This window comes from Mesorhizobium sp. M1329 (assembly GCF_040318035.1).
GTDB lineage: Bacteria > Pseudomonadota > Alphaproteobacteria > Rhizobiales > Rhizobiaceae > Mesorhizobium.
In genome coordinates this window covers 1-26,396 of the sequence record NZ_JAMYLN010000053.1, presented here as the reverse complement: position 1 = coordinate 26,396, position 26,396 = coordinate 1, and the positions used below count along the sequence as shown (strand labels likewise).

Here is a 26,396-nt window from a genome sequence, read left to right as displayed (position 1 = left end):
TTCCCATCAGCCATCGCATCAAGAAATGCGCCTGGAACGACGACTATCTCATCAATGCCATCACTCATATGCGATAGCCCTGCCCCTAGGGGGAGATGGGCAGCGTCGCCATCCCGCCCGTGTTTCAGCGTTGGAGGTTGGCGAAAGCGCAAGATGACGGCCAATCTCCCCACTTGAGGGGGAGATGCCCGGTAGGGCAGAGGGGGGCGCTGTCCCGCCGACGTCTCGCTATCGGGCTCAGCTCGCCAGCGCCTGATCCAGATCCGCGATCAGATCGTCGCCATCCTCGATCCCGGCCGACAAGCGCACCAGCGAATCGGAAATGCCGATCTCGGCGCGTTTTTTTGCCGGGATCGAGCCGTGCGTCATCAGCGCCGGGTGTTCGATCAGGCTTTCGACGCCGCCGAGGCTTTCGGCCAGCGTGAACAGTTGCGTGTGTTCGAGGAAGCGTTTGGTGCCGGCGAGGTCGCGGTCGAGCTCGACTGTGATCATACCGCCGAAGGCGTGCATCTGCCGCCTGGCGATGGCGTGCTGCGGGTGGCTGGGCAGGCCGGGATAGATAACACGGCGGATGTCGGGGCGGCTCTCCAGCCAGTGCGCGATCTTCTGGCCGTTCGACGAATGACGCTCCATCCTCAGCGCCAGCGTCTTCAGTCCGCGCAGCGCCAGGAAACTGTCGAACGGCCCTGAAATGGCGCCGATGGCGTTCTGCAGGAATTTCAACCGGTCGGTGAGATCCTTGTTGTCGCCGACCACGGCGACGCCGCCGACCATGTCGGAATGGCCGTTGAGGTATTTCGTCGTCGAATGGACCACGATGTCGATGCCGAGCTCCAGCGGCCGCTGCAGATAGGGGCTGCAGAAAGTGTTGTCGGCGACTGAGAGCACGCCTTTGCGCCTGGCCAGTGCTGCGACGCCTTCGAGGTCGACGACACGCAGCAGCGGGTTGGTCGGCGTCTCGACCCAGAGCATTTTGGTTTCCGGGCGGATCGCCGCCTCGACCGCGGCAAGATCGGTGAAGTCGACGAAGTCGACCTGCAAATTGGCCGAGCGCTTGCGCACCCGTTCCAGCAGCCGGAACGTGCCGCCATAGATGTCGTCGGTGGCGACGATATGCGCGCCTGAATCGAGCAGTTCGAAAATGGTTGCGATCGCTGCCAGCCCCGAAGCGAAGGCGAAGGCGGCTGCGCCGCTTTCGAGGTCGGCCACCGCGCGCTCGAAGGCGAAGCGGGTCGGGTTCTGGCTGCGGGCATATTCAAAGCCCTTGTGCACGCCCGGGCTCTGCTGGCCGTAGGTCGAGGTGGCATAGATCGGTACCATCACCGCGCCCGTCGTCGGGTCGTGGCTCTGGCCGCCATGGATGGTGCGCGTCGAGAAGGCGAGGCGGTTTTTGCCCGATATTGTGGCTTTGACGGTCATCGGGCGCGCCTCAGATGGTTGATCAGGTCGATGCGGGTTATCAGGCCAATGAATTCGTCGCCATCGAAGACGATGGCAACCTCGTTGCGATCGAACACCGGCAGCAGCGCATCCAGCGTCTGGCTGGCCTGAAGCGTGTGCAGGTTAGAGGTCATGGCCGTACTGACCGGGGCCTTGAAGCGGTCCCAGCGGCTGTCATAGGGGCCTTCGACCTTGGCGAGGATATCGCTTTCGTCGATGATGCCGACGAGCTTGCCCTCGTCCAGCACCGGCAGTTGCGAGACATCCGAGCGGCGCATGCGGCCATAGGCGTTGAGCAGGCTTTCGCCGGGGCCGACGGACACGACATCGCCGGTGCGGAGCGTGCGCATGACCAGGTCGCGCAGATCGCCATGCTGCTCCTGCTCTGCCAGGCCCTGCTCGACCAGCCAGAAATCGTCGAAGACTTTCGACAGGTACTTGTTGCCGCTGTCGCAGACGAAGGTAACGACGCGCTTCGGCACGGTCTGCTCGCGGCAATAGCGGAGTGCTGCCGAAAGCAGCGTGCCCGACGACGAGCCGGCGAGGATGCCTTCCTTCGATAGCAGGTCGCGCACCGCCAGCATGCTCTGCTTGTCGGGGATGGAATAGGCCTTCCTGACCAGCGACAGATCGGCATTGGGCGGCACGAAATCCTCGCCGATGCCTTCGACGGTCCAGCTTCCGGCCTCTACCATCTTGCCGGTCTTGATCAACGGTGCCAGAACCGAGCCGACCGGATCGGCCAAAATCATCTCGGTCTTCGGCGAGACTTTCGCAAAGTAGCGGCCGAGCCCGGTCAGCGTGCCGCCTGAGCCGACGCCGACGACCACGGCATCGACATCGCCTTCGAGCTGCTGAAAGATTTCCGGCCCGGTCGTGGTCTCGTGGGCGTGCGGATTGGCCGGGTTGGCAAACTGGTTGGCGTAGAATGCGCCGGGCAGCTCGGCAGCGATCTTTTCGGCCATGTCCTGGTAATATTCGGCATGGCCCTTGCCGACGTCGGAACGCGTCATGCGCACTTCGGCGCCGAGCGCCCGCAGATGCTGGATCTTTTCGCGCGACATCTTATCGGGCACGACGAGGATGATACGGTAGCCCTTGGGGATGCCGACCTGGGCGAGACCAAGACCGGTATTGCCGGCGGTCGCCTCGACGATGGTGCCGCCGGGCTTCAGTTTGCCCTGTTTTTCGGCGGCGGCAATCATCGACAGCGCGATGCGGTCCTTGATCGAGCCGCCGGGATTCTGGCTTTCGAGCTTGATGAACAGCCGGCACTTGCCGATGTCGAATTTGGTCAGCTCGACGACCGGCGTCTGCCCGATCAGGTCGAGAACCGAGGCATAGGGCGGGCGCAGGCGGGACGATGCATCGTCCGGTGCCACAATCTTGTGCTTGCTCATGTCAGATGCTCCGTTGCCAGAATGAGCAACCGCCCTGGAAGACGGCAACCTACCGTCTTTTCCAGCCGTTTGCAGTTGGAAAGAAGATAGATCGTGCCAATCCGGCCGCCAGCAGGGGAATGGAATTTCGCGAAAGCTTCACCGGCCTACAGGCAGGGCAAAAGATTTGCAGAACCTGCTTAGGGTTCAGGCGATCGCGGCCTGGGCTTCGATCTCGATCAGAAAATCCGGATTACCGAGGCCGGCGACGCGCAGCACTTTGATGATCGGCGGCACGCCGCGGTTTGCCCAGAAGGCCATCCAGGCGCCGAAGGCCGGCCCTATGTCCAGGTCGCCGGCGATATAGACCGAGAGGCTGACGAGGTCTTCCGGCTTTGCCCCACCGGCTTCGAGCACCTTTGCCAGGTTGGAAAGCGCCTGAGCGGTCTGTGCAGCGAGATCGTCCGTGGCGACGATCCGGCCTTGCGCATCGACGCCATTCTGGCCGCCGACCAGCACGATGCGCGCGGATGCCGGCAGCGACACGCCTTGCGAATAGGCTGGGTTGCTGTGCATGCCCTCGGGGTTCAGCCTTTCGATGGTCACCGCGCTTTTCCTCCTCTTCGGCAAAATTATCCTGCGGCCGCCCGGCCGCCCATAGGGATGGCGCGGCACAGAACGGCAATCGTGCGGCCGTTTCAACGCACCATCTCGTTCGTTGCGGCGGCCGATTCCGCCATGCTATCCGGCGCTGGACGAACAGCAATGCAAGGAACGGCCGATGAAGATTCTTGCCTATGACAATTTCAAGCCCGGCGTCACGCTCGACGACCTGCGGCCTTATTTGCGCGACGAAGTTTCGAACGTCTGGCGGCTCTGGAAGGCGGGGATCGTGCGCGAGAATTATGCGCGCGCCGATATTGGCGGCGTCATCATCGTCTTCGAGCTCGACAGCGTCGCGGAAGCGCGGCGCTACACCGAGGACTTCCCGCTGTCCAAGGCCGGGCTGCTGGAATGGCATTTCATCGCCTTCGACGCGCCCTTGCCGCTGGAGTTCCTGTTCGACCCGACCGTCGACATCGCCAAGCCGTGGGACCGGACTGCAGCATGATCCGGTCGAGCGACGGGATCGAAATCCCGGCCAGCTTGGCTGAGTGGTGCGATCCGCGCCGCACGGCGCTGGTGGTCTACGACATGCAGGTCGGCATCTGCCACCAGGTGGCCGGCGCCGCGACTATCATCGAGCGCACCGGCACGGTGCTGGAAGCGGCGCGCGTGGCCGGCATGCGGGTGGCGTTCACGCGCCATCTGTCGCTGCCGCGCAAATGGATGGGCGCGACGCAGCTGCGCACCGCCATGGCCTGGCAGCGGCGCGACAGCCCCGACACCGTCGAGCTGTGGTTCCCGCGCGACGCCGAAGCGACACGGATCGTGCCCGAGCTGGAACCCCGCGATGACGAGGCGGTGTTCGACAAGCTCACGATGTCGGCCTTCGATTCCACCGCGCTCGGCTTTGCCTTGCGCGATTGCGGCGTGCGCACGATAGCGCTCGCAGGCATCGCCATGGAAATCGGCATCGAGCCGACCGTTCGCCAGGCGACTGACAATGGCTTTGTCGCCATGGTCATCGAGGACGCCTGTGGCTTCGGCAACCGCGAAGCGCGCGACCGCTCGATGGCGACCGTACGCTTCCTCGGCGAAGCTGTTGTCACCGATGTCGCAAGCTTCTGCAGCGCGCTTGCCGGATCGGGTTGAGGACAGTCGGCTTCCTAGAGCGATCCACCCTTTCACGGAAACGCCGAACCGCTCTGTGCCTTTGTTTTCCAGGCAATTGCGGACGGAAAGCCGCTTCGCGCTTTTCCCGGAATTGATCTAGGTGGTGGCTGCGCTGTCGGTGCGAAAACGCACACCCTCGGCGCGGCCATGCACGCTGCCCCAGTCGTAGAGCGCCTGGAGCGCGGCGGCGAGATCTTCGCCGCGCCCGGTCAAGGCGTAGCGCCCCTTGCCGTCGGGCGACGTCTCGAGCGTGACGAAGCCGATCTCGACAAGCTCGGCCAGCCTCTGCGTCAGCATCTTGTCCGAGAGTGAGGGGATCAGCCGGCGCAGTTCGGAATAGCGCATCGGCTGTTCCTTGATGCGCGCCAGGATCACCGTCTTCCATTTGCCGCCGAGCGCGTCGAGAGCGAACTCGACCGGACAGCCGTAGAGTCTTCCGCGTTGCGTCATGCGCCCATCGTAGGCAAGGCACGATAGCGACGGAAGCAGAATTTGCCCGGTCATCTGGCCAGGGTCGCGTCCTGCGGCCAATCCACGGAGGAGAACGAAGATGAGCGTCCGCGACACCAATCCGGTCAATGCGAGACAGCCGAAACGTGTGGCGTCATCGCCAACCCGGCTGTCTCGACCAGCACGGGCTGGCCGGTCGGCTTCTGGTGGAGCGAGCTCACGCACCCCTGGTTCGCCTTCACCGAGCGCGGTTATGCGGTCGAGATCTTTTCACCCGGCGGCAGGTGTCTTGCGTCCGGAATTGCGTCAAGACAAAGGGGCCCTATCCGAGCAATCGCTTGCTCAGCCGCGCGCACTGCACGCGAATATCGGGAATGGCGTCGATTTCGAAGAAGGTGCCGCGCGTCAGCGGCCCGACGGCGAGGATCTTGGCCGATACAGTGCCGTCGCTGGCGATGACCTCGCAGTTGGCGGTTACGTCGAGGCCGAGCCGCAGCGGATCCGGCCTTGCCAGCCCGCGATCAACCAGCGACCGCACCACGCTGTTCGAGGTGGTCGAGATGTCCCTGGCGATGCCTGTGCAATCATAGATGCGAGCAACGTCGAACCTTTCGAGCTGCTGCGTGTGGCGCGACTGGACCTGTACCCTGAAGCCGTCGCCGCCGGCGATCTCGACGACGCGCCCGGCGACAAGGCGGATGCGGCCCGCTTGCACCGCCTCGGCAACGCGGGCGTAGACTTCCGGCGCCATGCGATGGCGGTGGATGTCCCACCAGGCCTTGGTGTGCTCGACAAAGCGGCGCTTGGCCGAGGACGGCCAGTTCTGCCAGATCTTCTGGTTAAAGGGTCTCAGACCGTCGACGACGTCGCGCCAGTCGATGCCGGCCCTCTGGTTTTCCCGGATCAGGTCGCGGAACCAGCCGACGAAATAGGAAAGCTGGGTGCCGAGCGGAATATCGGCAACGTCAAGCTTGATCGGATTGCCCTTGCGATGCGGCGAAGGCAGCAGGCCGCGCCGCGACACCGCGACGATCTCGCCGCGGTGGCCGCGCTGCTCGAGCGACAGGAAGGCATCGACCATGCTCAAGCCGGTGCCCAGCACCAGGACTCGGGCTTCGGGGTCGAGCTCGGTGTCGGCCTCCGAGCCCATCCTGATCGCGCGGCCCTGACCGGCGCCCGGCTCCTCGTCATGGCCTGTCGCCAGCACTGCAAGGTGCGCAACCACGCTAGTGCCATTGGCCAGCGTCACTTCGACGCCTGACGCGGTCGGCGAGATCGACAGGCTCTCCTCGCGGATCAGGCGCAGCCGGCCGGTCTGCTGCTCACGCGCCTCGAGCTCGTCGAGCAGCTCCTTGAGATAGCGGGCGTAGACGCTGCGCGGCGCGTAGACCGGCGCCTGCTCCGGCGTAGCCAGGCCGCGTCCAAGCAGCCAGCGCGAGAAATTGCCGGGATCGTCGGCATAGGCGCTCATGCCCGCCGCGCTGACATTCAGCACATGCGCCGACAGCAGCGTTGAATAGGCCATGCCTTGCCCAAAATGCGGGCGTTTTTCGACCAGGCTGACGCGGAGATCGGGATTGGGCGACTTCAGCAGATGCGCTGCAAGCACGACGCCGCTGGCGCCGCCACCGACAATGATGATCGAACTTGGCGTAGCGCGCCCGGTCATGCGCACACCAGCTGTCCTGGCGATCGTCGCCGGCTCAGGGGAGAGTGGTTCAGGCCTGCACTTTCAACGCCGCCGAAAGGTCCTCGTCGTCGGCGATGTCGCGCATTTCGGCGAGGCTGCGCTGGTCCAGCACCTCGGCGATGGCCTGCCGGACCTCCAGCATCAGATGTCGGACTTGGCATGTCGCCTCGTTGCAATCTTCGCAGCGCTGATACTGGGTGCGGCTGGCGCAGGGAATGGGGGCAAGCGGCCCGTCGAGCACGCGCACGACGTGACCGACCTTGATCTCGTCCGCCGGGCGTGCCAGCCGGTAGCCGCCCTCCTTGCCCTTGCGGCTCTGGACGAAACCGGCATTGCGCAATTCGCCAAGAATGGCATCGAGGAACTTCTTCGGAATATTGTTTCCTGTGGCGATGTCGTTGACGAAGGCGAGCTGTCCAACCGGCAGGCGCGCCAGATGGACGAGTGCCTTGAGGCCGTATTTACCTTTTTTCGTGAGCATAACCCGAACGTTTCTCTGTCATGCGATGGCGCAAGGCCACCGGTTGCGAAACGCCTGGCGTGCCTCCCCGCCGCGTCCAAGCTGTCACTACAGATAAATTCTAGTGACATGATATACAAGCCGAGAAACGTTGATTTTGCTTCGTTTTCAAGCCGCAATGGCCATTTGTGCTCTTGGAAGCACAGAAACCGCCGCCAATGGCACACCGCCAAACTGACCGGCGGCAGGAATGTCCCGATCGGCGAGAATCCGGACAGCAGCTTCTGCCCCTGAATTTGAAGGCCAAAACATGCCGCGCGCGGCAACGCGCGGCAACAAGGAGGGTGGCGTCGCTCATCGTCCTCTCCAATCCTTCAATGTCGATAAGGATACTAGACTTAACCGCGAACACAGGGAACTTGTTTCCAATTTCTTGGCTATCCACAGCATGGGTTTGCCGATGCAGGCGCGACAGCGGAAAATCCTTGTTGGGCGCATGGACGGCGTGGAAGCGGTTCCCGGGCAAGGACGATGGTTCTCACCCGGGCCGTCACCCAGAAGCGTGCGAATGGGCAGCTGCGATAGCCAGATGACTTTTTCTAACAAGACCGAACCGATTGGAAAGATTTAACTCTACAAGAACGATAGAGTTAGGTGACTATGAAACGCAATCCGGGTTTTTCTCTTTTCCAAGGAGCCTTTCATGTCCATCATTTCGCGACGTATCGTTCTGTTGTCCTCGGCGGCCTTGGCTGGTGCCGCCTTTCTCGGCCCAGCCGATGCGCAGGACCTCAAGATAACCATCGGCTACCAGACGGTCGTCGAACCCTCGAAGGTGCCGCAGGCCGACGGTGCCTATGAGAGCGCGACGAAGGCGGCAATCGACTGGCGGAAATTCGATTCCGGCGCCGACGTGATCGCCGCCATCGCTTCCGGTTCGGTCGACATCGGTTATGTCGGCTCGAGCCCGCTGGCGGCGGCGGCGAGCCTCGAGCTTCCAATCCAGACAATCTTCATTGTCGGGCTGATCGGCGAATCCGAGGCCCTTGTCGCCCGCAACGGCGCCGGCATCGAGAAAACTGCCGACCTTGCCGGCAAGAAGGTGGCGGTGCCCTTCGTTTCGACGACGCATTACAGCCTGCTTGCCGCGCTGAAGCATGAGGGTGTCGACCCGAGGTCGGTCGACATTCTCAATCTGCGGCCACCGGAGATCGCGGCGGCATGGGCGCGCGGCGACATCGACGCCGCCTATGTCTGGGATCCGGCACTCGGCCAGATCAAGACGACGGGCAAGGTCGTGCTGGATTCCTCGCAGGTCGCCGCCTGGGGCGCGCCAACCTTCGACGCCTGGATCGTGCGCACCGACTTCGCCGAAAGGAACCCGGAAGCGGTGCGCGACTTCGTCAAAGTAACGGGCGCTGCCTATGCCGACTTCCTGGCCAAGCCGGATCAATGGTCGGTGTCCTCGCCGCAAGCGGCCAAGATCGCCAGGATCACAGGGGCCAAGCTCGAAGACGTGCCGCAATTGCTGAGGGGCTATGTCTTCCCGACACTCGAGGAGCAAGCCTCGAACAAGTTCCTCGGTGGCGGCACGGTCAAGGCGGTCGAGGCGACATCGGCCTTCCTCAAGGAGCAGGGCAAGATCGACGCCGTGTTGCCGGATTATTCGAAATACGTGTCGTCGAAATATGTCGGCGAGGCGCTGGCCTCGAATTAGCGGCGGCTCAATACCGCGCGTCCTCCCTTCCCTGACGCGCGCGTTGCCTGCCCCGGAGCCGCTGACGAGGAACGGCTTCGGGGCAGGCAGGTTCAGAATATCGGCGACCCCACATGACGCATCTCGTGCTCGACCAAGTCTCGGTTCACTATGACGGCCAGCCGGCGCCGGCCGTCGAACGCGTGTCGATTGACATCGCCAAGGACGACTTCGTTGTCCTGGTCGGCCGCTCCGGCTGCGGCAAGACCTCGTTGCTCAACGTCGCCGCGGGCCTGGTCGAGCCTGTGCGCGGACGCGCCACGATTGGCGGCAGGCCGATCACGGCGCCAGGCTCGGACCGCGCCGTCGTGTTCCAGAACGACGCATTGTTTCCGTGGCTGACCGCGCGGGAAAATGTCGCCTTTGCTCTCAGGCTGCGCGGTGTCGGGGCTGCCGGACGGGCGCGGACTGCCGATGACCTTCTGGCGCTGGTGAAGCTCGACGGCGCCGGCGACAAGCGCATCTGGGAGCTTTCCGGCGGCATGCGCCAGCGCGTCGGCCTGGCCCGAGCGCTGGCAGCCGCGCCGCAATTCCTGCTGCTCGACGAACCGCTGGGCGCACTCGATGCGCTGACACGCGAACGCATGCAGACAACGCTGCTCGATCTGTGGACGGCAAGCCAGGTCGGCGTACTGATGGTCACGCACGGCATCGACGAAGCGCTGGTTCTCGCCACCCGTATCATTGTGCTCGCTCCCGGCCCTGGCCGGGTGGTGCGGAGTTTCGAGGCCGGCTTCAGCCGGCGCTATGCAGCCGGCGAGGCCATTCGCAGCATCAAGGCCGATCCGGCCTTCGCCGCGGCGCGCGGCGAGCTGACCGATGCGATCTTCGAAGGGGAGGCAGCATGACCGTTACCTCCTATACCGAGCGGCCGCAGCGCTCCAAAGTCGACGACGGAGCCGACGCGCTGTCGGTGCCATGGTCGCGGCCGCGGCCGAGACGCAGCCGCGTTTCGGCCCGCGTGGTCAGCGCGATCACCATTCTGATCGTGCTGGCGGCGTGGACAGCATCGGCCCGCCTGCAATTGGTGTCGCCGGTTTTCCTGCCGTCGCCTGTGGCAGTCTGGAACAAATTTGTCGTCGTCGCCGGTGACGGCTTTGTCGACGCGACGCTGCTCCAGCATATCGCCGCCAGTCTGTGGCGGGTGTTTGCAGCGCTGATCGCGGCCGTTTTCGTCGGCGTTCCCATCGGGCTGGCTATCGGCATCAGCACTACAGGGCGCGGCATCTTCGATCCGCTGCTCGAATTCCTGCGGCCGATCCCGCCGCTCGCCTATCTGCCGCTGATCATTATCTGGTTCGGCATTGGCGAGCCGTCCAAGATCCTGGTGATTGCCATTGCCATGCTGGCGCCGGTTGCGCTGTCGACGGCATCGGGTGTCCGCGGCGTCTCGCAGGAACGTATCAATGCAGCGCGCTCGCTTGGTGCGACCCGGACGCAACTTGTCCGGCACGTCATCCTGCCCAGCGCGCTGCCCTCGATCCTGACCGGTCTGCGTATCGCGCTTGGCGCCGGCTGGTCGACGCTGGTTGCCGCCGAGCTGGTGGCAGCGACTCGCGGGCTCGGCTTCATGATCCAGTCCGCTGCCCAGTTCCTCGTCACCGACGTGGTGGTGATGGGCATACTGGTGATCGCGGCCATTGCCTTCGTGCTCGAATTCATCATCCGCAGGATCGAGCGGGTGCTCGTCCCTTGGGCGGGGCGGGAGTGACCGACAATGCGCCATTCCATCGCTGTATTGTTTGCGCATTTCGGCCATTGGCTCCGCCTGATCAAGGTCGGGGACAAACAGCCGCCTGACGGCGAACGCAAAACGCCGACGCCGGTGCAGCTGGACGCGGAGCGCAACCGCCTGCCGCCGCGCGACGAAAGTTTCTACTGGGGCTGGCAATACTGGTCGCGGTGACCGACCGCCACGGTCGACGCCCCGTTCAAATGCGCGAGCGGTTTGCCCAGGCCAGGCCGCCCAAGCCGACCAGCACCGTCACGATGCCGCCATACAGCCATTGCGACTGGCCGGTCATGAAGCTGCCGCGGATGAAGCCGATGCCTTGCAACGTCCACAGCATGCCGATGGCGAGCACAATCAAGGCCAGCAGATTTTTGATCAATCTCATTGCTGAAACTCCTTTCCAAGTCGATCATCAGCCCGGCTCCGGCCGGAATGGAACAGCGAAAAGAAGCCGCTCGATTACACCAACTTCTACTTAGATGCTAACCTCCGATCCTGCGCAAGACATGCGGGGATCGGTGCAAAGATCATCAAGGAAGCTGTGCCGCTCTGCGGAAAGTCTCTGACAAATTGTTTCGCGCCGACTCCAAACGTGTAACATTGCCATGGAACCGACAGATCATTGCCGCATTTGCTGCCTCATTCGTCCCTAACCGCTGCGGGTCTGTCAACGGAGCAGTCCCCAACCCATGAACAAAAGCAACCAGACCGCGCTTGCCGCGGCCATGATCGCGGCTGGCCTGATGGTCGGCGCATCCAGTGCCAGCGCCGCCGCCCAATGCGGCCGTGCCTCCTGGTACTCACTGCATTCCAGAACCGCTTCCGGCGAACGCATGAACCCGTCGGCGCTGACCGCAGCGCATCGCAGCCTGCCGTTCGGCACCAAGCTGAAGGTGACCAACCGCAACAATGGCCGCAGCGTCGTCGTGCGTATCAACGACCGCGGCCCATTTATCAGGGGCCGGATGCTCGATCTGTCGAAGGGCGCAGCCAGTCAGCTCGGCTTCATCAGCTCGGGCCATACCGCTGTCTGCATGGCACGCGTCTAACCGCTCGGCCCGTCGCCGCGGCCGGACACCTCGTCCAACGATCGTCCCAATAGCCTTCGCAACTGCACACTGAGCCGGCTGTTGCCGTTCCAGGTGGATTCTCAACGCCTTGGACGAAAGAACGAGCATAAATCACGCAAGTTGACGTATTGCATCGCAGCAGATTGTTGCTAACTTCCCCCACAAGGCATTCAAGGCTCGGCGCTGCTCGTCGGCCCTTCCATCGCAGTCGGCAGCGGGGTTCTCGATGTTCTACCAGCTCTACGAACTGAACCACGCCGCCTTGCAGCCGGCGCGCCTCTATGCCGATGCGGTGCGCCTGTTCTACTCCAATCCGCTCAATCCGGTCTCACACACGTCCTGGGGCCGCTCGGTTGCGGCAACGGCCGAGCTGTTCGAGCGCACGACGCGCCGCTACGGCAAGCCGCAATTCGGCCTGACCAAGACCGTGGTCGACTGGAAAAACGTCGAGGTCAGCGAACGCACCGTCTGGTCGCGGCCGTTCTGTAACCTGGTTCGTTTCGAACGGGCGGTTCCGGCCGGGCGCCGGCCGGATCCGAAGCTGTTGATCGTCGCGCCGATGTCGGGCCACTACGCGACGCTGCTGCGCGGCACGGTGGAGGCGATGCTGCCCTATGCCGACGTGCATATCACCGACTGGGTCGACGCCCGCATGGTGCCGCTGGCCGACGGCAGCTTCGATCTTGACGACTATATCGACTACATCGTCGACATGCTGCATGCGCTGGGCCCCGACACCCATGTGATGGCGGTGTGCCAGCCTTCGGTACCGGTGCTGGCAGCGGTGGCACTGATGGAAGCCAAGGGTGATCCGTTCGTGCCCTCGACGATGACGCTGATGGGCGGCCCGATCGACACCCGCCGCAGCCCGACGGCGGTCAATCTGCTGGCGCAGGAAAAGGGCATCGACTGGTTCCGCGACAACGTCATCATGCGCGCGCCCTGGCCGGTGCCGGGCTTCGGCCGCGAGGTCTATCCCGGCTTCCTGCAGCTTTCGGGGTTCATGAGCATGAATCTCGACCGCCACATCATCGCCCACAAGGACTTCTTCATGCACCTGGTGAAGCATGACGGCGACAATGCCGAGAAGCACCGCGAGTTCTACGACGAATATCTGGCGGTGATGGATCTGACGGCGGAATTCTACCTGCAGACCGTCGACACCGTGTTTGTCCGCCAGGCCTTGCCCAAGGGCACGATGACGCATCGCGGCGTAGCGGTGGACCCTTCGGCGATCCGCAATGTCGCCCTGTTCACGGTCGAGGGCGAGAACGACGACATCTCCGGCCTCGGCCAGACCAAGGCCGCGCACGACCTTTGCATCAACATCCCGACCGACAGGCACGCCCATTACATGCAGCCGGCGGTCGGCCATTATGGTGTGTTCAACGGCTCGCGCTTCCGCTCCGAAATCGTACCGCGCATCGTCGATTTCATTACCAGCTACGGCCGTCAGAACCGTGTTGCAGTGAAACCCAAGCTGGTCAGGACCGGCAAGAAATAGGCGACCAGTGATGATGCCCGTCAATCCGCATCAGGTCGCTCAATGCCAAAATCGTCGGTTGGCGACGCCGTGCGGCCGGTCGACCTGTTGCACAATAGTCGCGTTGGCGCCACGCGGGTAACCATGCCGCAAAAATCAATCCATCCTCATAATTGACACGGACTGTAAATACCCCTTAACGTTTCGTTAACAACAAGGGACAAGCGGGGACAATGATTTCCTCACCAATGGCGAGAACGCTGCGCCTGTGCGCGCTGGCTGGACTTACTGTGGCGGCAGGTTGGGCCGGTTCGGCCTCGGCAGCCAGCCCGATGATAACAGGCGGCCCGACCTCGCAGCCGATCGGCCATTATGATTTCTGCAAGAGCTACGCGTCCGAATGCTCGATCCGCCCGAAGGATCTGTCGCCCGCCAGCCTGACCGGCTCGCTGTGGCGCAAGCTGCTCAGCGTCACGGCAAAGGTCAACGCCGCCGTCAAGCCGGAGAGCGACTTCGACATCTACGGCAAGGATGAGGTCTGGGCCTATCCCGACAAGGGGGTTGGCGATTGCGAGGACTATGTCCTGGAAAAGCGCCGTGAACTGAACCGGCTGGGCGTATCGTTTGCCGATCTGCTGATGACCGTCGTGCGCAAGCCGGATGGCGAGGGCCATGCCGTGCTGACGGTGCGTACCGACAAGGGCGATTACATCCTCGACAATCTGACCGACCAGGTTCGTTCCTGGGACCAGACCGGCTATCGTTTCCTCAAGCGGCAGGCGATCGACAATACCGGCCGCTGGGTCTCGATCCGCGGCGGCCAGCAGGTGCTGGTCGGCTCGGTTCAGTAACAAAGCAGCTCATTTCGGCCGGTTCAGCGCGGCGCGGAGCGACGCAATGATGCGGCGAAGCTCAGCTTCGTCGAGCTTTTCGATGTTGTCGGCCAGGAGATTGGCAAGCTCGGTCGCCGCCGGGCTAAGGCCCGACGTGTCGAGCTTGACACGCGGATGCGATGTTTCGGCCAGCCGCGCCAGTTCCTCGGCGTCGTCCCAAATGATGTTGAAATAGCCGATGATCTTCTGGATCAGCGTCCAGCTCGGCGCACCGCGGCGGCCGTGTTCCAGCGCGGAGAGATAGGCTGCGCTGACGCCGATCGCCTTGGCCATGTCCTTCTGGCTGACGCCGCGCTCGTTTCGCAGCACGCGAAGCTTTTCGCCGAACGGGGTCACAAGCACACCTTCATGGGTGCATCCTCATGAGCGCGCACGCCGCAAGCGGACATAGAGCGCACCCGAGCCGCCATGTTTGCGGGCGGCATGGTCGTGGCTGGAGACGAGGGGCCGGAAGGCGGGTGTCGACAGCCATGACGGCACGGCACGCCGCAAGACGCCATCGCCGCCCGACGAAGAGCCCTTGCCGGTGATCACCAGCACATAGCGGATGCCGCCGGCATGCGCCCGGCGCAGGAAGGAAAACAGCAGCGAATAGGCTTCGTCCTGGGTCAGGCCGTGCAGGTCGACGCGGCCCTCGATCGGCAGCCGGCCCTTCGACAGCTTGTCCAGCGTCGGTTCGTCGAGCGCGTGGGAAACATGCTGCGCCTTCGGCTTTGCCGCCATGGCGGCATTGCCCGCCACCTGCGCCGGCGGCGGCTGCCTGGTCTCGTCGATCTCCAGCCCGACGTCTGGAATTTCGACGGCGGTTTTGCCCTTCAGCGGTTTTGCCGTGCGCGCCACCAGGTTCCACAGCACCCGGTCGTCCTCGCTCAGCCTGTCGATGCGCCGGGTCATCGGCCTGCTCCTGCAACCAGCGACCGGGGGATCAGCGCATAAAAATCTGCGGCGTTGCGGATAACGCCGGCGATCTCGCCGGCCGCATCGCCCGACCCGGCAAACAGATCGCCGCGGGCCGGCCCGGTGATCGCCGAGCCGGTGTCCTGCGCGATCATCAGCCGCCGGAACGGTTTTCCGTCGAAGGCGGTCAGCGACGGCGCATCGATATGGAAGGGCGTGCCGAACGTGTGCAGCAGCCGGTCGACGGCGACCGAGCGGCCGGGTGTCAGCGGCACCTTGGCGGCAGCGATCGGGCCGAGCGCTGGGTCGTCGACGCCCATCTCGCGGAAGAAGATATAGGAGCGGTTGCGCCAAAGGATCTCGTCGACGCGCTCCGGATGCGCCTTGAACCAGGCACGGATCGACTGCATCGTCACCTTCTCCAGCGGGATCTCGCCTTCCTCGCTCAGGATCTTGCCCGGTCCGGTAAAGCGCTGGCCGGATTTGGCGGCATAGGTGATGCGGCGAAGCCTGCCGTCGGTCATGTTGAGCCGTGCCGCGCCCTGCACGTGGATGAAGAAGGCGTCGACCTTGTCGGCGAGCCAGGCGATTTCCAGCCCTTTTCCGGCAAGCGCGCCGCGTTCGATCTCGCCGCGGTCGAAATATTCGACCGGGCCGTTCGGCGCCGCACGAGCGAAGGCGAGATAAGGATCCAAGCCGGAAGGACGATTGCCGTCGTCGATGTCGACAAGGTCGGGCGGGCGGGCCAGCAACGGCACCGAAAATCGTTGCGTGCGCACCGGCGAGGCTTCGACCTCCGGCTCATAAAAGCCGGTGACCAGGCCGGGACCACCATCTTCGGCATCGATACGGGCGGGAACGAAATGGCGCTCGAAAAAGCTTCTGGCCTGCAACCGATTCGCCGGCGAAACGGTGCGCGCTTCGGCATAGGAGTCGGCAAAGCCATTGTAATCGACGCCGAGCGCGCCGGAGCGGTAGGGTTTGGTCAGGATATGAAAGGCCGAGCGGCGAAAGGCGTCAAAGGCGGGGAGATGGTCGTCCTCGCCCCAGCCCGGCAATTCGCAAAAGGATCTTTCGCTGAAGGCTCTAGAAAGCGACACGACAGCCCCCGCCGCCGTCCAGTTCAGTCTTCTTCTTCGGTGGCGACGAGCTTCCAGTTCGGATCGCGCGAGCGCGCGTCGCGGGCGAAGGTCCAGACGTCCTTGACCTCGGCGACAGTCTCGGGATCGCCGTCGATGACGGCGCCGGCCTTGTCGCGGGTCGCTGAAATCAGTTCGCTGACGATGCGCAGCGTGATGTGCGCCTCGCTGCCCTTCATCTCGGCCGAAACGATGTCGGCCTTGTCGATGCCGACGAAGGAGGACTGGATCTTTTCGGCTTTCGCCTCGCGGTCGCCGATGGCCGCGACGAAGCCGTCATAGACCTCGCGCGACAAAAGGTTCTTCAAGGTTTTGCGGTCGCCATCGGCGTAGGCCATGACGATCATCTCATAAGCCATCTTGGCGCCGTCGACGAAGGTCTTCGGGTCGAAGGTCGGATCATTGTCCTTGATCGCCCGCAGGCCCCGGTTGAGATCGGTGTCGGGCTTGGCAAAGGCATCGATCGCCACATAGGTGTCGGCCGCCGGCTCTCCCGCCAGCCGCTTGCGCGGCAGCGAAACCACGTTCTCGGGTTTCTGGGCGGCATCCTTGTCGTTTTTGCGCGCTGCCGTATATGGATCGAAGGGCGGGCGCTCGTTGCCCGTGCGTCGGCCAAGCACGTTGCGCAGCTGGAAGAAGATCACCACCGCCGCAATCAGAAAGAAAATCGTGCCGAAGTCGAAAAAGCCCATATCTTGCGCCAATCAATCCCTGCTTTGGCCGGACCAGCGGCCAAGCAAGGGCCGCGATCACATAGCGTTCGGTATCCAAAGCATATAGAACGCATGGCGCAATCATTCAAATCAAAGGCAGCCATACCTATCTAACAGCTCTGGTGCCAGCGGCGATTGCTCGCCGGCCGGCAAAACATCGAAACGATCGGTCAAGATTTGCGTATCTCGCTGCTTCCCCTGTTTGTTCTCGCGCTTCCGCTGCTGGAGATAGCCGGTTTCGTCATTGTCGGCCGCCAGATCGGCGCGCTGGCGACGGTTGGGCTGGTGCTGGCCTCGAGCATAGCCGGCGCCTTGCTCCTTCGACACCAGGGTTTTGGCGTCATGGCCAGGGTGCGTGCTGAAATGGATGCCGGGCGTGATCCGAGCGCCCAGCTTGCGCATGGCGCCATGATCGTGCTGGCAGCGATCCTTTTGATCATCCCCGGCTTCATCTCGGATATTTTCGGCATTCTGCTGTTCCTCCCGCCAGTGCGCGATCTTGCCTGGCGGATGCTGAAAGGCCGCATCGTGCTGGCAACCGATTTCAGCGGTGGTTTGCGGGCAAGGCAACGTGGCAAGACCATCGATCTCGACGACGGCGACTATTCGCGCGCCGACGATCATACGCGCGGACCGGATTCTCCCTGGCGCCGCCTCAAGGACGAGTAGCCGCGAGGCAACCGGCGTCTTTTGCAAACTTGTCTTGTCGTGCCGGCCATGATAGCGAACGCCCGAATTTCAATCCGGTCAGCAACGCTGCCCAGGCAAAAGGACCACAGCTTATGGCCAGCAACGACGACGCGCCGACCGGCGCAGCCAACGGTAATGGAAATGCGGCGCAGCCTTCGCTCAACGTGCTTGCGCAATATGTGAAGGACCTGTCGTTCGAAAGCCCCGGCGCACCGAACTCGTTGCGCGGCCGCGACAAGGCCCCCGGCATCGCCATCAATGTCAACGTCAACGCCAACCCGCTTTCGGACAAGCAGTTCGACGTCAATTTGACGCTGAACGCAAAAGCGTCGTTCGACCAGGAAGTGCTGTTCAACGTCGAGCTGGTCTATGGCGGCGTCTTCGCTATCAGCGGCTTCCCGCAGGAGCACATGCTGCCGATCCTGTTCATCGAATGCCCGCGGCTGCTGTTCCCGTTCGCCAGGCAGATCATTGCCGAGGCGACGCGCAATGGCGGCTTCCCGCCGCTGATGCTCGACCCGATCGATTTCGCGCAGATGTTCCAGCAGAAACTGGCCGAGGACCAGGCCGCAGCCAAGGTCAAGGTGAGCTGAAGGCGTTTGTCTCGATAGCGTTTGAGAAACCCGGCCTTGCGCCGGGTTTTTTGTATGAGCCGCTGGCGGGACAGGCTGTACTCTCATCGAGACCGAACGCCAGTGACTCCTCTCCAGTAGCAAATCGCAAAACGTGGAGATTGGCTAAACACCTCTCCACTTCGTCATCCCAGGGCGGAGAAAGGAGCGAAGCGACGCGGCGCAGACCCTGGGATCCATGCCGTTACCGCGCGGCAGTGCTCCTGCGGACCAGAACCCGTTCCGCGAAATAGCTCAAACCATTCTGGGTTGGTCTTCTCGATCAGCTCGATCGTCCACTGGCGTGGCCAGCGCTTCAGCGACTTCTCGCGCTGGATGGCGTCGCGAATGTCGAAATGTTCCTCGTACCAGACCAGACGCTGCACGCCGTAACGGCTGGTGAAGCGCGACCTCTGGCCGGTTTGTGCTCCGGCATGCGGCGGCTGAGATCGTTGGTAACGCCCATGTAAATGGTGCCGCGTTTCTGGCTCGCGGTCATGTAGGCAAAGCCGGTCATGGTTGAAGGGTAGTTGGCGCCGGTGCCGACATAAGTGCCGTTCTGAACCGCTGCATTCCTCGGCTGATGTAACGGCATGGATCCCAGGGTCTGCGCCGCTTCGCTTCGCTCCTTGCTCCGCCCTGGGATGACGAAGCGAGAGGTGTTTCGGCAAATCTCGAAAGTTGGCGACTTTCCACTGAACGGGACTATCGACGTTCGCTGCCGATCGGCCCTAACATGCCGCGGAACTCGCTTCCGGAGCGACGCGCAGCCAAAGCGCTTTTTCGCCGAGGCTGCCAACCATGCCTGCGTGTGCTGTACGCTCGGCGTCGGTCAGGCGCGACGGCAAGGCGATCGGCCGCACGCCGATCGAAATGTCGATGTCGTCGACATTCTGCCTTCCGCCCGCCGGAGTCAGGATGCTGTCGAGGATGAGGCTGGCCTGCTTGCCGCCGATAAGCTCGATATAGACCTCGGCCAGCAATTCCGAATCGAGCAGCGCGCCGTGCTTGGTGCGGCGGCCGTTGTCGATGCCGTAGCGGCGGCAGAGCGCGTCGAGCGAATTGGGGCCCATCGGATGCTTGCGGCGCGCCAGCGCCAGCGTGTCGACGATCCGTCCCGGATCGATGGCCGGATGGCCAAGCCGGCCGAATTCGAGATTGAGGAAGCCGATGTCGAAGCCGGCATTGTGCGCGACCAGCTTGGCGCCGTCGATGAAGGCAAGAAACTCCTCGGCGATCTCCATGAAAGTCGGCTTGCCCTGAAGATCGGCCGCGCTGATGCCGTGCACGGCCTGCGCCTCGTGATGGATCTGGCGGCCTTGCGGGTTGATGTATTTGTGGAAGGTTCGGCCGGTCGGGAAGCGGTTGACCAACTCGACGCCGCCAAGCTCGATGACGCGGTCCTCGCGCGTGTCGAGGCCGGTGGTTTCCGTATCGAAGATGATCTCACGCATCGAATCAGTCCATTGGTTCCGGTGTCATTCTAGCCGAATCACGCCCGGAACAAAATGGCAACAAGTAATGTGGGCTGCAAGCCTCTTAGCCAGGCCTGGCTGCCTTATCCCCGACAAGTTCGGCGATGATGGCCTTGACGGCCGCGCGAGCGGCGTCAAAGCCCTGGCCGGTGTCGATGACGAAGTCGGCGCGCCGGCGCTTTTCGGCGTCGGGAACCTGCCTTGCCAGGATCGACGCAAACTTTTCCTCGCTCATGCCCGGGCGCGCCAGCACGCGGGCGCGCTGGACTTCAGGCGGCGCGGTGACGACCACGACCTTGTCGATACGGTTCCGGCCGCCGGTCTCGAACAGCAGCGGTATATCGAGCACGGCAAGCGGCGCGCCGGCGGCACGATTTTCAGCCAGGAACGCATCGGCATCGGCACGGACCAGTGGATGGATGATCGCTTCCAGCCGTTTCAGCGCGGCGGCGTCGCCGAGCACCCGCTCCGCAAGTGCCGCGCGGTCGACCGCACCGGATCTGGTGGTCTCGGGAAAGGCCGCCTCGACCAAGGACGCGGCCTTGCCGGCATAAAGGCGATGCACCGCCTCGTCGGAATCATGGACCGGCACGCCGGCTTCGGCAAACATCTTTGCCGTGGTCGACTTGCCCATGCCGATCGATCCGGTGAGGCCGAGTACAATCATTTTATCGCGCCGATATCGGCAATGATCAGCTGGCGCAATTCGGCGGTGACTTCTGGCCTGATGCCGAACCAGCGCTCGAAACCGGGCACCGCCTGGTGCAGCAGCATGCCGAGCCCATCGACGGTTCTCAGGCTGCGCGCTTTGGCTGCGGCAAGCAGCGGCGTCTCCAGTGGCACGTAGACGATATCGGTGACGATGGCGCGGTCCGGCAGTCTGCCCGGATCGGCGGACAGGCCTTCATTGCCATGCATGCCGAGCGCTGACGTGTTGACCAGCAGGCCGGCATCCTCGAGCAATTCGCCGGTCGCCGCGATGTTGTGGGCGGAGACGCCGGCACCGAAGCGGTCGCTCAGCTCCTGCGCCCTCGCAAGCGTCCGATTGACGATGCGGATGTCGCTGACGCCGCGCTGCTTCAGCGCATGAATAACCGCGCGAGCGGCGCCGCCGGCACCGAGCACCACGGCGGGGCCGTTGGCCGCCCAGCCCGGTGCATACTCGTCCAGATTGGCGGCAAAGCCATGGGCATCGGTATTGCCGCCCCACAATTCGCCATCCTCGAACCACAGCGTGTTGACCGCACCGATCTGTTCGGCGTCGGGGTCGCGCCACTTAGCCAAAGCGAAGGCGGCTTCCTTGTGCGGGATGGTGACGTTGCCGCCGCGATAGCCTTGTGCCTGCAGCGTTCGCAGGAATTCCGCAAACGCTTCTGGCGCAACGTCAATGGGCTGGTAGACGCCGTCGATGCCGTATTTCGCCAGCCAGTAGCCGTGGATCTTCGGGGATCTGGAATGCGCGATTGGGTGGCCGGTGACAAACGCCTTTTTCGGGGCCTCAGCCATCGATCGCCCCGAGCTCGCGCAGCTTGGCCAGCATCGGCAAAAGCGGCAGGCCGACAATGGTAAAATAGTCGCCTTCGATTTTTTCGAACAGCTGGATGCCCTCGCCTTCGATCTGGTAGGCGCCGACGCTGGACAGCGCCTTGACGCCGACGCGCGCCAGATGGCGGCCGATGAAGGCAGGATCGAGCTTGCGCATGGTCAGGCTGGCGATGCCGACATGCCGCCACAGAACCTGGCCGTCACGGGCCAGCACGACGGCGCTGTTGAGATGATGCGTCTTGCCCGACAGCGCCAGCAGATGACGGCGCGCCCCTTCCATGTCGGCCGGCTTGTGGAACAGCTCGTCGCCGAGCGACAGCGTCTGGTCGCAGCCGAGCACCAGGGCGCCGGGCTTGCGCTCACTGACGTCGGTGGCCTTGGCTTCGGCGAGCACCAGGGCGACGTCCTCCGGCGACACGCCACTATTCTGCAGCGGCGCCTCGAGCGCGCGCTCATCGACAGAAGCCGGAACTGCTTCGACAGTGACGCCGGCATTGACGAGCAGCGCCTTGCGGAACGGACTGCCCGAGGCAAGGATGATTTTTTCGGCCATTTTTTTCGCCTGCTCTTGCCTTCTCCCCTTGTGGGAGAAGGTGGATTGGCGCGCAGCGCCAAGACGGTTGAGGGGTGTTGGAAGGATCGCCGTCGGTGCCAAGCTGGAACACCCCTCATCCGACCGAGCTTCGCTCGGCCACCTTCTCCCCCAGGGGGAGAAGGAAGGACCACCCACAGCACAAGCGCCCAAACCCTAGCGCGTCTTGCCGCGCAGGGCAACGATCGCCGCCGCGGTCTCCTCGATCGAACGGCGGCTGACGTCGATCATCGGCCAGCCATGCCGCGTGCATATCTGGCGGGCATAGGCGAGCTCTTCGGCGATCGCGGCGCGGTCGACATAATCGGTCGGCTCATAGGCGCTGGTGCCGAGAATGCGGTTCTGCCGGACTTGTGATATGCGTTCGGCGGTGGCGACCAGGCCGACGATCAGCGGCCTCCTGGCATTTACCAGGCTTTCGGGCACCGGCACGCCGAGCACGATCGGAATGTTGGCGGTCTTGATGCCGCGATTGGCGAGATAGATGCTGGTCGGCGTCTTCGAGGTGCGGGAGATGCCGACAAGCACGATGTCGGCATCGTCCATATTGGCCGGCAGCTGGCCGTCATCATGCTCCATGGTGAAATTGAGCGCGTCGATGCGGCGAAAATATTCAGCGTCCAGCACATGCTGGGCGCCGACGCGGCGGCCGGCCGGCGTGCCGAGATAGGACTGGAACACCGTCAGCACCGGCTCCAGCACCGAGACGCAAGGTAGGCCCATCGCCGCGCAGCGTTCGTCGATGCCACGGGCAAGCTTCTGGTCGACCACCGTGTAGAGGATGATGCCCGGCTCCTCCTCGATGTCCTCGAACACCTTCGTCACCTGCTTTTCGGTGCGGATGAGCGGGTAGATATGTTCGATGGCGCGCGCGTCCTTGTATTGCGCGGAAGCCGCGCGGCCGGCGGCCAGCAGCGTCTCGCCGGTGGCGTCGGAAATCAGGTGGAGGTGAAAGAAGCTCTGCGGTTTGTTCACAGGATACATTCCAGGCTGTGGGCCGATGTGGATAAGCCGGGCGGAAAACTCGGCCACCGCGAAGCGACTGTATCAGATGCCGGTTTGTCCACAATTCGATGTGCTGTCGGCTTCTCAGGGCGGTTGGGGACAAGTCCGGGGACGGAGCTTTTTGCCTTCGCGTCATCCACAGGGGCAATTTCCCTGGCCTGGCGGCAACGCATTGACTCCAGTCGTAAATTCCCGACTTTCCACAAAGTCCTGCAATCCCGTTGGAGAAGCGCGCGACAATATGCTGGCTGGCCTTTTCGAGGGCAAAGCGGGACAGGAGACAACCACCACAACCAACAGACTCTTAGAATCATAAGATTCCTAAAAATAGAATATTTAATTATAGGAAAGCCTGGAAAGGCGAGCGCTCAATGCCTCAAGACCGGATCGTGCTGGACGTGTTGAGAGGCAAGGCAGTGTTTCCGCCGCCGCTCTGGATGATGCGCCAGGCTGGCCGCTATCTGCCGGAATACCGGGAGACGAGGAGACGGGCAGGATCGTTCCTCGATCTTTGCTACGACCCAGATCTCGCTGTCGAAGTGACGCTGCAGCCAATCGAACGCTTCGGCTTCGACGCATCGATCCTGTTTTCCGATATCCTTGTCGTGCCGCATGCGCTCGGCCGCGACGTGCGCTTCGAGGAAGGACGCGGCCCGCTGCTGACGCCGATCACGGCTGCGGAAATTGCGGCTCTCGACGGCGAAACGTTTCACGTGAATCTCGAGCCGGTCTACGAGACGGTGCGGCGGTTGCGCGCCAGACTGCCTGATGAAACGACGCTGATCGGCTTCTGCGGTGCGCCCTGGACGGTGGCGACCTATATGATCGCCGGCCATGGCACGCCCGACCAGTCGCCGGCCAGGCTGTTCGCCTATCGCGAGCCGGCGGCCTTTCTTAGGCTGCTGAAGGTGCTCGCCGATCATTCGGCTGCCTATCTGATCCGCCAGATCGAGGCCGGCGCCGACGCGGTGCAGATCTTTGATTCGTGGTCTGGCGTGCTCGACGAAGCGTCGTTCGAGTTGTTCTGTGTCCAGCCGGTGGCCGAGATCGTCCGGCAAGTGAAGGCTGCCCATCCCGACGTTCCGATCATCGGCTTTCCCAAGGGTGCCGGAGATCACTATCGAAGCTATCGCCAGAAGACCGGCGTGACGGGGCTGGGCCTCGACTGGACCGTGCCCTTGTCGACGGCAAAAGAATTGCAGCGTGACGGCGCCGTGCAGGGCAATCTCGATCCGCTACGGCTGGTGGCCGGCGGCAAGGCGCTTGCCGACGGCGTGGGGGCGATCCTGAAGGCGCTGGGCGACGGGCCGCTGATCTTCAACCTCGGCCACGGCATCACACCGGAGACGCCGCTCGCGCATGTCGAGCAGATGGTCAAACTGGTGCGGAGCGCGTCGTGACGATGATGGGCGCGGACAATGCGAACGGCACCAACACCGGCAAGGGCGCGATGCGCCGCGCGGCAATTGCGATCGCCATTTTTCTCGTGCTGGCCGGGCTGCTGTTTCTCTTCGGGTCCGATGATTTCTATCCCTGGGCGAAGGCGATCCATGTGATTGCCGTCATCTCCTGGATGGCGGGCATGCTCTATCTGCCGCGCTTGCTGGTCTATCATGCAGATGCCGAAAAAGGCTCCGTCCAGTCGGAGACTTTCAAGGTGATGGAGGGCCGCCTGCTGCGCGGCATCATCAATCCGGCAATGGTGATCACCTGGGCATTCGGCCTCTGGCTCGCCTGGAAAGGCTTTGGTTTTCAGGGCGGCTGGCTGCATGCCAAGATCGCTGCGGTGGTTGGCCTGTCGGCCGTGCATGGCTATCTCGCCGGGGCCGTCCGGAAATTTGCAGAAGACCGCAATGAAAAATCGGCAAGGCACTGGCGGATCGTCAATGAGATCCCTACATTGCTGATGATCGTCATCGTCGTCCTGGTTGTCGTGAAACCGTTCTGACGTCTTCGGTTGCCCGCAAAAGGCGGCTTGCTCTTTCAACCGACCGACGATAAAAGACGGGTCTTCCTTCCCGTCATGCGCCGCCCATTTATCGCTTCGGCCGCGCCCGGCATTTGTCGCATCCCGCCGATATTTTTCCCAAAGCTTACTCAGAGTCCGTCTAATGATGCAAGAAATGAAACTCACAGAGTTCAAGAACAAGAAGCCACCAGAGCTGATCGCTTATGCGGAATCGCTCGAGGTCGAGAACGCCAGCGTCATGCGCAAGCAGGAGCTGATGTTCGCGATCCTGAAGAGGCTGGCGACCCAGGATATCGAGATCATCGGCGACGGCGTCGTCGAAGTGCTGCAGGACGGTTTTGGTTTCCTGCGCTCCGCCAATGCCAACTATTTGCCAGGTCCCGACGACATCTATATTTCACCGTCGCAGATCCGGCGGTTCTCACTGAAGACCGGCGATACGGTCGAAGGCCCGATCCGCAGCCCGAAAGAGGGCGAGCGCTATTTTGCGCTGCTCAAGGTCAACACGATCAATTTCGACGACCCTGAAAAAATCCGCCACAAGATCCATTTCGACAATCTGACGCCGCTTTATCCGACCTCGCGGCTGAAGATGGAGATGGAGGTTCCGACCTCCAAGGATATTTCGGCGCGCGTCATCGACCTGGTGGCGCCGCTCGGCAAGGGCCAGCGCGCGCTGATCGTGGCGCAGCCGCGCACCGGCAAGACGGTGCTGCTGCAGAACATCGCCCATTCGATCACCACCAACCATCCGGAATGCTACCTGATCGTGCTTCTGATCGACGAGCGGCCGGAGGAAGTTACCGACATGCAGCGCTCGGTGAAGGGCGAGGTGGTCTCCTCGACCTTCGACGAGCCGGCGGTGCGCCACGTCCAGGTTGCCGAAATGGTCATCGAAAAAGCCAAGCGCCTGGTCGAGCACGGCCGCGATGTCGTCATCCTGCTGGATTCGATCACCCGCCTCGGCCGCGCCTACAACACCGTCGTGCCGTCATCCGGCAAGGTGCTGACCGGTGGTGTCGACGCCAACGCGCTGCAGCGGCCGAAGCGCTTCTTCGGTGCTGCCCGCAATATCGAGGAAGGCGGCTCGCTGACCATCATCGCCACGGCGCTGATCGACACCGGCAGCCGCATGGACGAGGTCATCTTCGAAGAGTTCAAGGGCACCGGCAATTCGGAAATCGTGCTCGACCGCAAGGTGGCGGACAAGCGCATCTACCCCGCCATGGACATTCTCAAGTCCGGCACCCGCAAGGAGGACCTGCTGGTTCCGCGCCAGGATCTGCAGAAGATCTTCGTGCTGCGCCGCATCCTGGCGCCGATGGGAACGACCGACGCTATCGAGTTCCTCATCGACAAGCTCAAGCAGACCAAGACCAACGCGGATTTCTTCGATTCGATGAATACGTAGGGTTGCGGGCCTTCCCTTCTCCCCCTTGTAGGGAAGGTGGCCGAGCGAAGCTCGGTCGGATGAGGGGTGCTCCAGCTTGGCAACGACGGCATTCCGTCCAACGCCCCTCATCCGTCTCGGCGCTGCGCGCCAATCCACCTTCTCCCACAAGGAGCCTGTTGCGTAATTCGCTGATTGTGATTCTCTGAGGCGGACGCGCTGAGGGAATCGCGATGGCAGT

At 63.1% G+C, this 26,396-nt stretch carries 30 protein-coding genes and 1 pseudogene; 14 read left to right on the top strand and 17 right to left on the bottom strand.

Annotated elements, in window-relative coordinates; all coding sequences use genetic code 11:
- Nucleotides 1-237: 237 nt before the first annotated feature.
- The 3 genes from NKH21_RS31115 to NKH21_RS31105 all read right to left on the bottom strand — a co-directional run bounded on the left by NKH21_RS31115 (nt 238) and on the right by NKH21_RS31105 (nt 3,425).
- Nucleotides 238-1,419 (bottom strand): cystathionine gamma-synthase, encoded by a 1,182-nt coding sequence (locus NKH21_RS31115; protein ID WP_352869708.1) that lies wholly within the window; start codon nt 1,417-1,419, stop codon nt 238-240.
- On the bottom strand, nt 1,416-2,840 hold the full coding sequence (locus NKH21_RS31110) for a pyridoxal-phosphate dependent enzyme (protein ID WP_352869706.1): 1,425 nt from the start codon (nt 2,838-2,840) through the stop codon (nt 1,416-1,418). Before NKH21_RS31110 ends, NKH21_RS31115 begins: the two co-directional genes overlap by 4 nt.
- A gap of 186 nt (nt 2,841-3,026) precedes the next feature.
- Nucleotides 3,027-3,425: a RidA family protein gene (locus tag NKH21_RS31105; protein WP_352869704.1), complete on the bottom strand. Its 399-nt coding sequence runs from the start codon at nt 3,423-3,425 to the stop codon at nt 3,027-3,029.
- 175 nt (nt 3,426-3,600) lie between these two features.
- On the opposite strand from NKH21_RS31105, the gene NKH21_RS31100 reads away from it, so the two are divergent.
- Both NKH21_RS31100 and NKH21_RS31095 read left to right on the top strand, forming a co-directional pair.
- The gene (locus NKH21_RS31100; protein WP_352458586.1) at nt 3,601-3,930 is read left to right on the top strand and encodes a hypothetical protein; all 330 of its coding nucleotides are present in this window, start codon (nt 3,601-3,603) and stop codon (nt 3,928-3,930) included.
- Entirely contained in the window at nt 3,927-4,574 is a 648-nt protein-coding gene (locus NKH21_RS31095) for a cysteine hydrolase family protein (protein ID WP_352869702.1), read from the top strand. Before NKH21_RS31100 ends, NKH21_RS31095 begins: the two co-directional genes overlap by 4 nt.
- A 117-nt stretch (nt 4,575-4,691) precedes the next feature.
- Here NKH21_RS31095 and NKH21_RS31090 read toward each other — a convergent pair whose 3' ends face one another.
- From NKH21_RS31090 to NKH21_RS31080, 3 genes are all read right to left on the bottom strand, one after another.
- Nucleotides 4,692-5,045, bottom strand: coding sequence for a winged helix-turn-helix transcriptional regulator (locus NKH21_RS31090; RefSeq protein ID WP_352869700.1), 354 nt, complete (start codon nt 5,043-5,045; stop codon nt 4,692-4,694).
- A gap of 322 nt (nt 5,046-5,367) precedes the next feature.
- Nucleotides 5,368-6,714: an FAD/NAD(P)-binding protein gene (locus NKH21_RS31085; protein ID WP_352869698.1), complete on the bottom strand. Its 1,347-nt coding sequence runs from the start codon at nt 6,712-6,714 to the stop codon at nt 5,368-5,370.
- Nucleotides 6,715-6,763: 49 nt separating this feature from the next.
- Entirely contained in the window at nt 6,764-7,216 is a 453-nt protein-coding gene (locus tag NKH21_RS31080; protein ID WP_352869696.1) for an RrF2 family transcriptional regulator, read from the bottom strand.
- Between the two features lie 682 nt (nt 7,217-7,898).
- Between NKH21_RS31080 and tauA the strand changes: the two genes are divergently transcribed.
- The 4 genes from tauA to NKH21_RS31060 all read left to right on the top strand — a co-directional run bounded on the left by tauA (nt 7,899) and on the right by NKH21_RS31060 (nt 10,857).
- Nucleotides 7,899-8,912, top strand: coding sequence for a taurine ABC transporter substrate-binding protein (gene tauA, locus NKH21_RS31075; protein WP_352869694.1), 1,014 nt, complete (start codon nt 7,899-7,901; stop codon nt 8,910-8,912).
- Between the two features lie 113 nt (nt 8,913-9,025).
- Nucleotides 9,026-9,799 carry a taurine ABC transporter ATP-binding protein gene (locus NKH21_RS31070; RefSeq protein WP_352869693.1) on the top strand — a complete coding sequence of 258 codons (774 nt, stop codon included), beginning with the start codon at nt 9,026-9,028 and terminating at the stop codon, nt 9,797-9,799.
- A complete protein-coding gene (locus NKH21_RS31065) occupies nt 9,796-10,662 on the top strand; it encodes an ABC transporter permease subunit (protein WP_352869691.1) in 867 nt (288 codons plus the stop codon). Before NKH21_RS31070 ends, NKH21_RS31065 begins: the two co-directional genes overlap by 4 nt.
- A gap of 6 nt (nt 10,663-10,668) precedes the next feature.
- A complete protein-coding gene (locus NKH21_RS31060) occupies nt 10,669-10,857 on the top strand; it encodes a hypothetical protein (protein ID WP_352869689.1) in 189 nt (62 codons plus the stop codon).
- 25 nt (nt 10,858-10,882) lie between these two features.
- On the opposite strand, the gene NKH21_RS31055 is transcribed toward NKH21_RS31060, so the two are convergent.
- Complete coding sequence (locus tag NKH21_RS31055; RefSeq protein ID WP_352869687.1) at nt 10,883-11,068, bottom strand: hypothetical protein; 186 nt, start codon at nt 11,066-11,068, stop codon at nt 10,883-10,885.
- Between the two features lie 304 nt (nt 11,069-11,372).
- Here NKH21_RS31055 and NKH21_RS31050 point away from each other — a divergent pair, with 304 nt between their 5' ends.
- From NKH21_RS31050 to NKH21_RS31040, 3 genes are all read left to right on the top strand, one after another.
- The gene (locus NKH21_RS31050; RefSeq protein WP_352869685.1) at nt 11,373-11,732 is read left to right on the top strand and encodes a septal ring lytic transglycosylase RlpA family protein; all 360 of its coding nucleotides are present in this window, start codon (nt 11,373-11,375) and stop codon (nt 11,730-11,732) included.
- Between the two features lie 247 nt (nt 11,733-11,979).
- On the top strand, nt 11,980-13,257 hold the full coding sequence (locus NKH21_RS31045; RefSeq protein WP_352565542.1) for a polyhydroxyalkanoate depolymerase: 1,278 nt from the start codon (nt 11,980-11,982) through the stop codon (nt 13,255-13,257).
- 212 nt (nt 13,258-13,469) lie between these two features.
- Nucleotides 13,470-14,087: a transglutaminase-like cysteine peptidase gene (locus NKH21_RS31040; protein ID WP_352453647.1), complete on the top strand. Its 618-nt coding sequence runs from the start codon at nt 13,470-13,472 to the stop codon at nt 14,085-14,087.
- Nucleotides 14,088-14,096: 9 nt separating this feature from the next.
- Here NKH21_RS31040 and NKH21_RS31035 read toward each other — a convergent pair whose 3' ends face one another.
- From NKH21_RS31035 to NKH21_RS31020, 4 genes are read right to left on the bottom strand one after another with little or no spacing between them, the layout of a single operon-like run.
- Nucleotides 14,097-14,465, bottom strand: coding sequence for a helix-turn-helix domain-containing protein (locus NKH21_RS31035; RefSeq protein WP_352869682.1), 369 nt, complete (start codon nt 14,463-14,465; stop codon nt 14,097-14,099).
- Nucleotides 14,466-14,489: 24 nt separating this feature from the next.
- Nucleotides 14,490-15,023: a Smr/MutS family protein gene (locus NKH21_RS31030; protein WP_352869680.1), complete on the bottom strand. Its 534-nt coding sequence runs from the start codon at nt 15,021-15,023 to the stop codon at nt 14,490-14,492.
- Nucleotides 15,020-16,126, bottom strand: a complete 1,107-nt coding sequence (gene mltA / locus NKH21_RS31025) for a murein transglycosylase A (RefSeq protein ID WP_352869678.1) — start codon at nt 16,124-16,126, stop codon at nt 15,020-15,022. Before mltA ends, NKH21_RS31030 begins: the two co-directional genes overlap by 4 nt.
- Nucleotides 16,127-16,149: 23 nt before the next feature.
- Nucleotides 16,150-16,857, bottom strand: a complete 708-nt coding sequence (locus NKH21_RS31020) for a Tim44/TimA family putative adaptor protein (protein ID WP_292659652.1) — start codon at nt 16,855-16,857, stop codon at nt 16,150-16,152.
- A gap of 198 nt (nt 16,858-17,055) precedes the next feature.
- On the opposite strand from NKH21_RS31020, the gene NKH21_RS31015 reads away from it, so the two are divergent.
- Together NKH21_RS31015 and secB are read left to right on the top strand one after the other, a co-directional pair.
- The gene (locus NKH21_RS31015) at nt 17,056-17,547 is read left to right on the top strand and encodes an FxsA family protein (protein WP_352869676.1); all 492 of its coding nucleotides are present in this window, start codon (nt 17,056-17,058) and stop codon (nt 17,545-17,547) included.
- 113 nt (nt 17,548-17,660) lie between these two features.
- Nucleotides 17,661-18,161, top strand: coding sequence for a protein-export chaperone SecB (secB, locus tag NKH21_RS31010; RefSeq protein WP_254817954.1), 501 nt, complete (start codon nt 17,661-17,663; stop codon nt 18,159-18,161).
- A gap of 254 nt (nt 18,162-18,415) precedes the next feature.
- On the opposite strand, the pseudogene NKH21_RS31005 reads toward secB, so the two are convergent.
- The 6 genes and pseudogenes from NKH21_RS31005 to NKH21_RS30980 form a co-directional block, all read right to left on the bottom strand.
- Nucleotides 18,416-18,696 (bottom strand): annotated as a pseudogene (locus NKH21_RS31005) (GIY-YIG nuclease family protein); the annotation flags it as partial.
- 214 nt (nt 18,697-18,910) lie between these two features.
- Nucleotides 18,911-19,633, bottom strand: a complete 723-nt coding sequence (gene dnaQ / locus NKH21_RS31000; protein ID WP_352869674.1) for a DNA polymerase III subunit epsilon — start codon at nt 19,631-19,633, stop codon at nt 18,911-18,913.
- 85 nt (nt 19,634-19,718) lie between these two features.
- Nucleotides 19,719-20,321 carry a dephospho-CoA kinase gene (gene coaE / locus NKH21_RS30995; protein ID WP_352869672.1) on the bottom strand — a complete coding sequence of 201 codons (603 nt, stop codon included), beginning with the start codon at nt 20,319-20,321 and terminating at the stop codon, nt 19,719-19,721.
- On the bottom strand, nt 20,318-21,160 hold the full coding sequence (locus NKH21_RS30990) for a shikimate dehydrogenase (RefSeq protein WP_352869670.1): 843 nt from the start codon (nt 21,158-21,160) through the stop codon (nt 20,318-20,320). The genes coaE and NKH21_RS30990 overlap by 4 nt, the downstream gene beginning before the upstream one ends.
- Nucleotides 21,153-21,752 (bottom strand): Maf-like protein, encoded by a 600-nt coding sequence (locus NKH21_RS30985; RefSeq protein ID WP_352869668.1) that lies wholly within the window; start codon nt 21,750-21,752, stop codon nt 21,153-21,155. Before NKH21_RS30985 ends, NKH21_RS30990 begins: the two co-directional genes overlap by 8 nt.
- 195 nt (nt 21,753-21,947) lie before the next feature.
- Complete coding sequence (locus NKH21_RS30980; protein ID WP_352869666.1) at nt 21,948-22,766, bottom strand: pyruvate, water dikinase regulatory protein; 819 nt, start codon at nt 22,764-22,766, stop codon at nt 21,948-21,950.
- A gap of 401 nt (nt 22,767-23,167) precedes the next feature.
- Between NKH21_RS30980 and hemE the strand changes: the two genes are divergently transcribed.
- The 3 genes from hemE to rho all read left to right on the top strand — a co-directional run bounded on the left by hemE (nt 23,168) and on the right by rho (nt 26,176).
- Nucleotides 23,168-24,196: a uroporphyrinogen decarboxylase gene (gene hemE, locus NKH21_RS30975; RefSeq protein WP_352869664.1), complete on the top strand. Its 1,029-nt coding sequence runs from the start codon at nt 23,168-23,170 to the stop codon at nt 24,194-24,196.
- 2 nt (nt 24,197-24,198) lie between these two features.
- Nucleotides 24,199-24,744, top strand: a complete 546-nt coding sequence (gene hemJ / locus NKH21_RS30970; RefSeq protein WP_502911928.1) for a protoporphyrinogen oxidase HemJ — start codon at nt 24,199-24,201, stop codon at nt 24,742-24,744.
- 166 nt (nt 24,745-24,910) lie between these two features.
- Nucleotides 24,911-26,176 (top strand): transcription termination factor Rho, encoded by a 1,266-nt coding sequence (rho, locus tag NKH21_RS30965; RefSeq protein ID WP_023675925.1) that lies wholly within the window; start codon nt 24,911-24,913, stop codon nt 26,174-26,176.
- Nucleotides 26,177-26,396 lie beyond the last annotated feature (220 nt).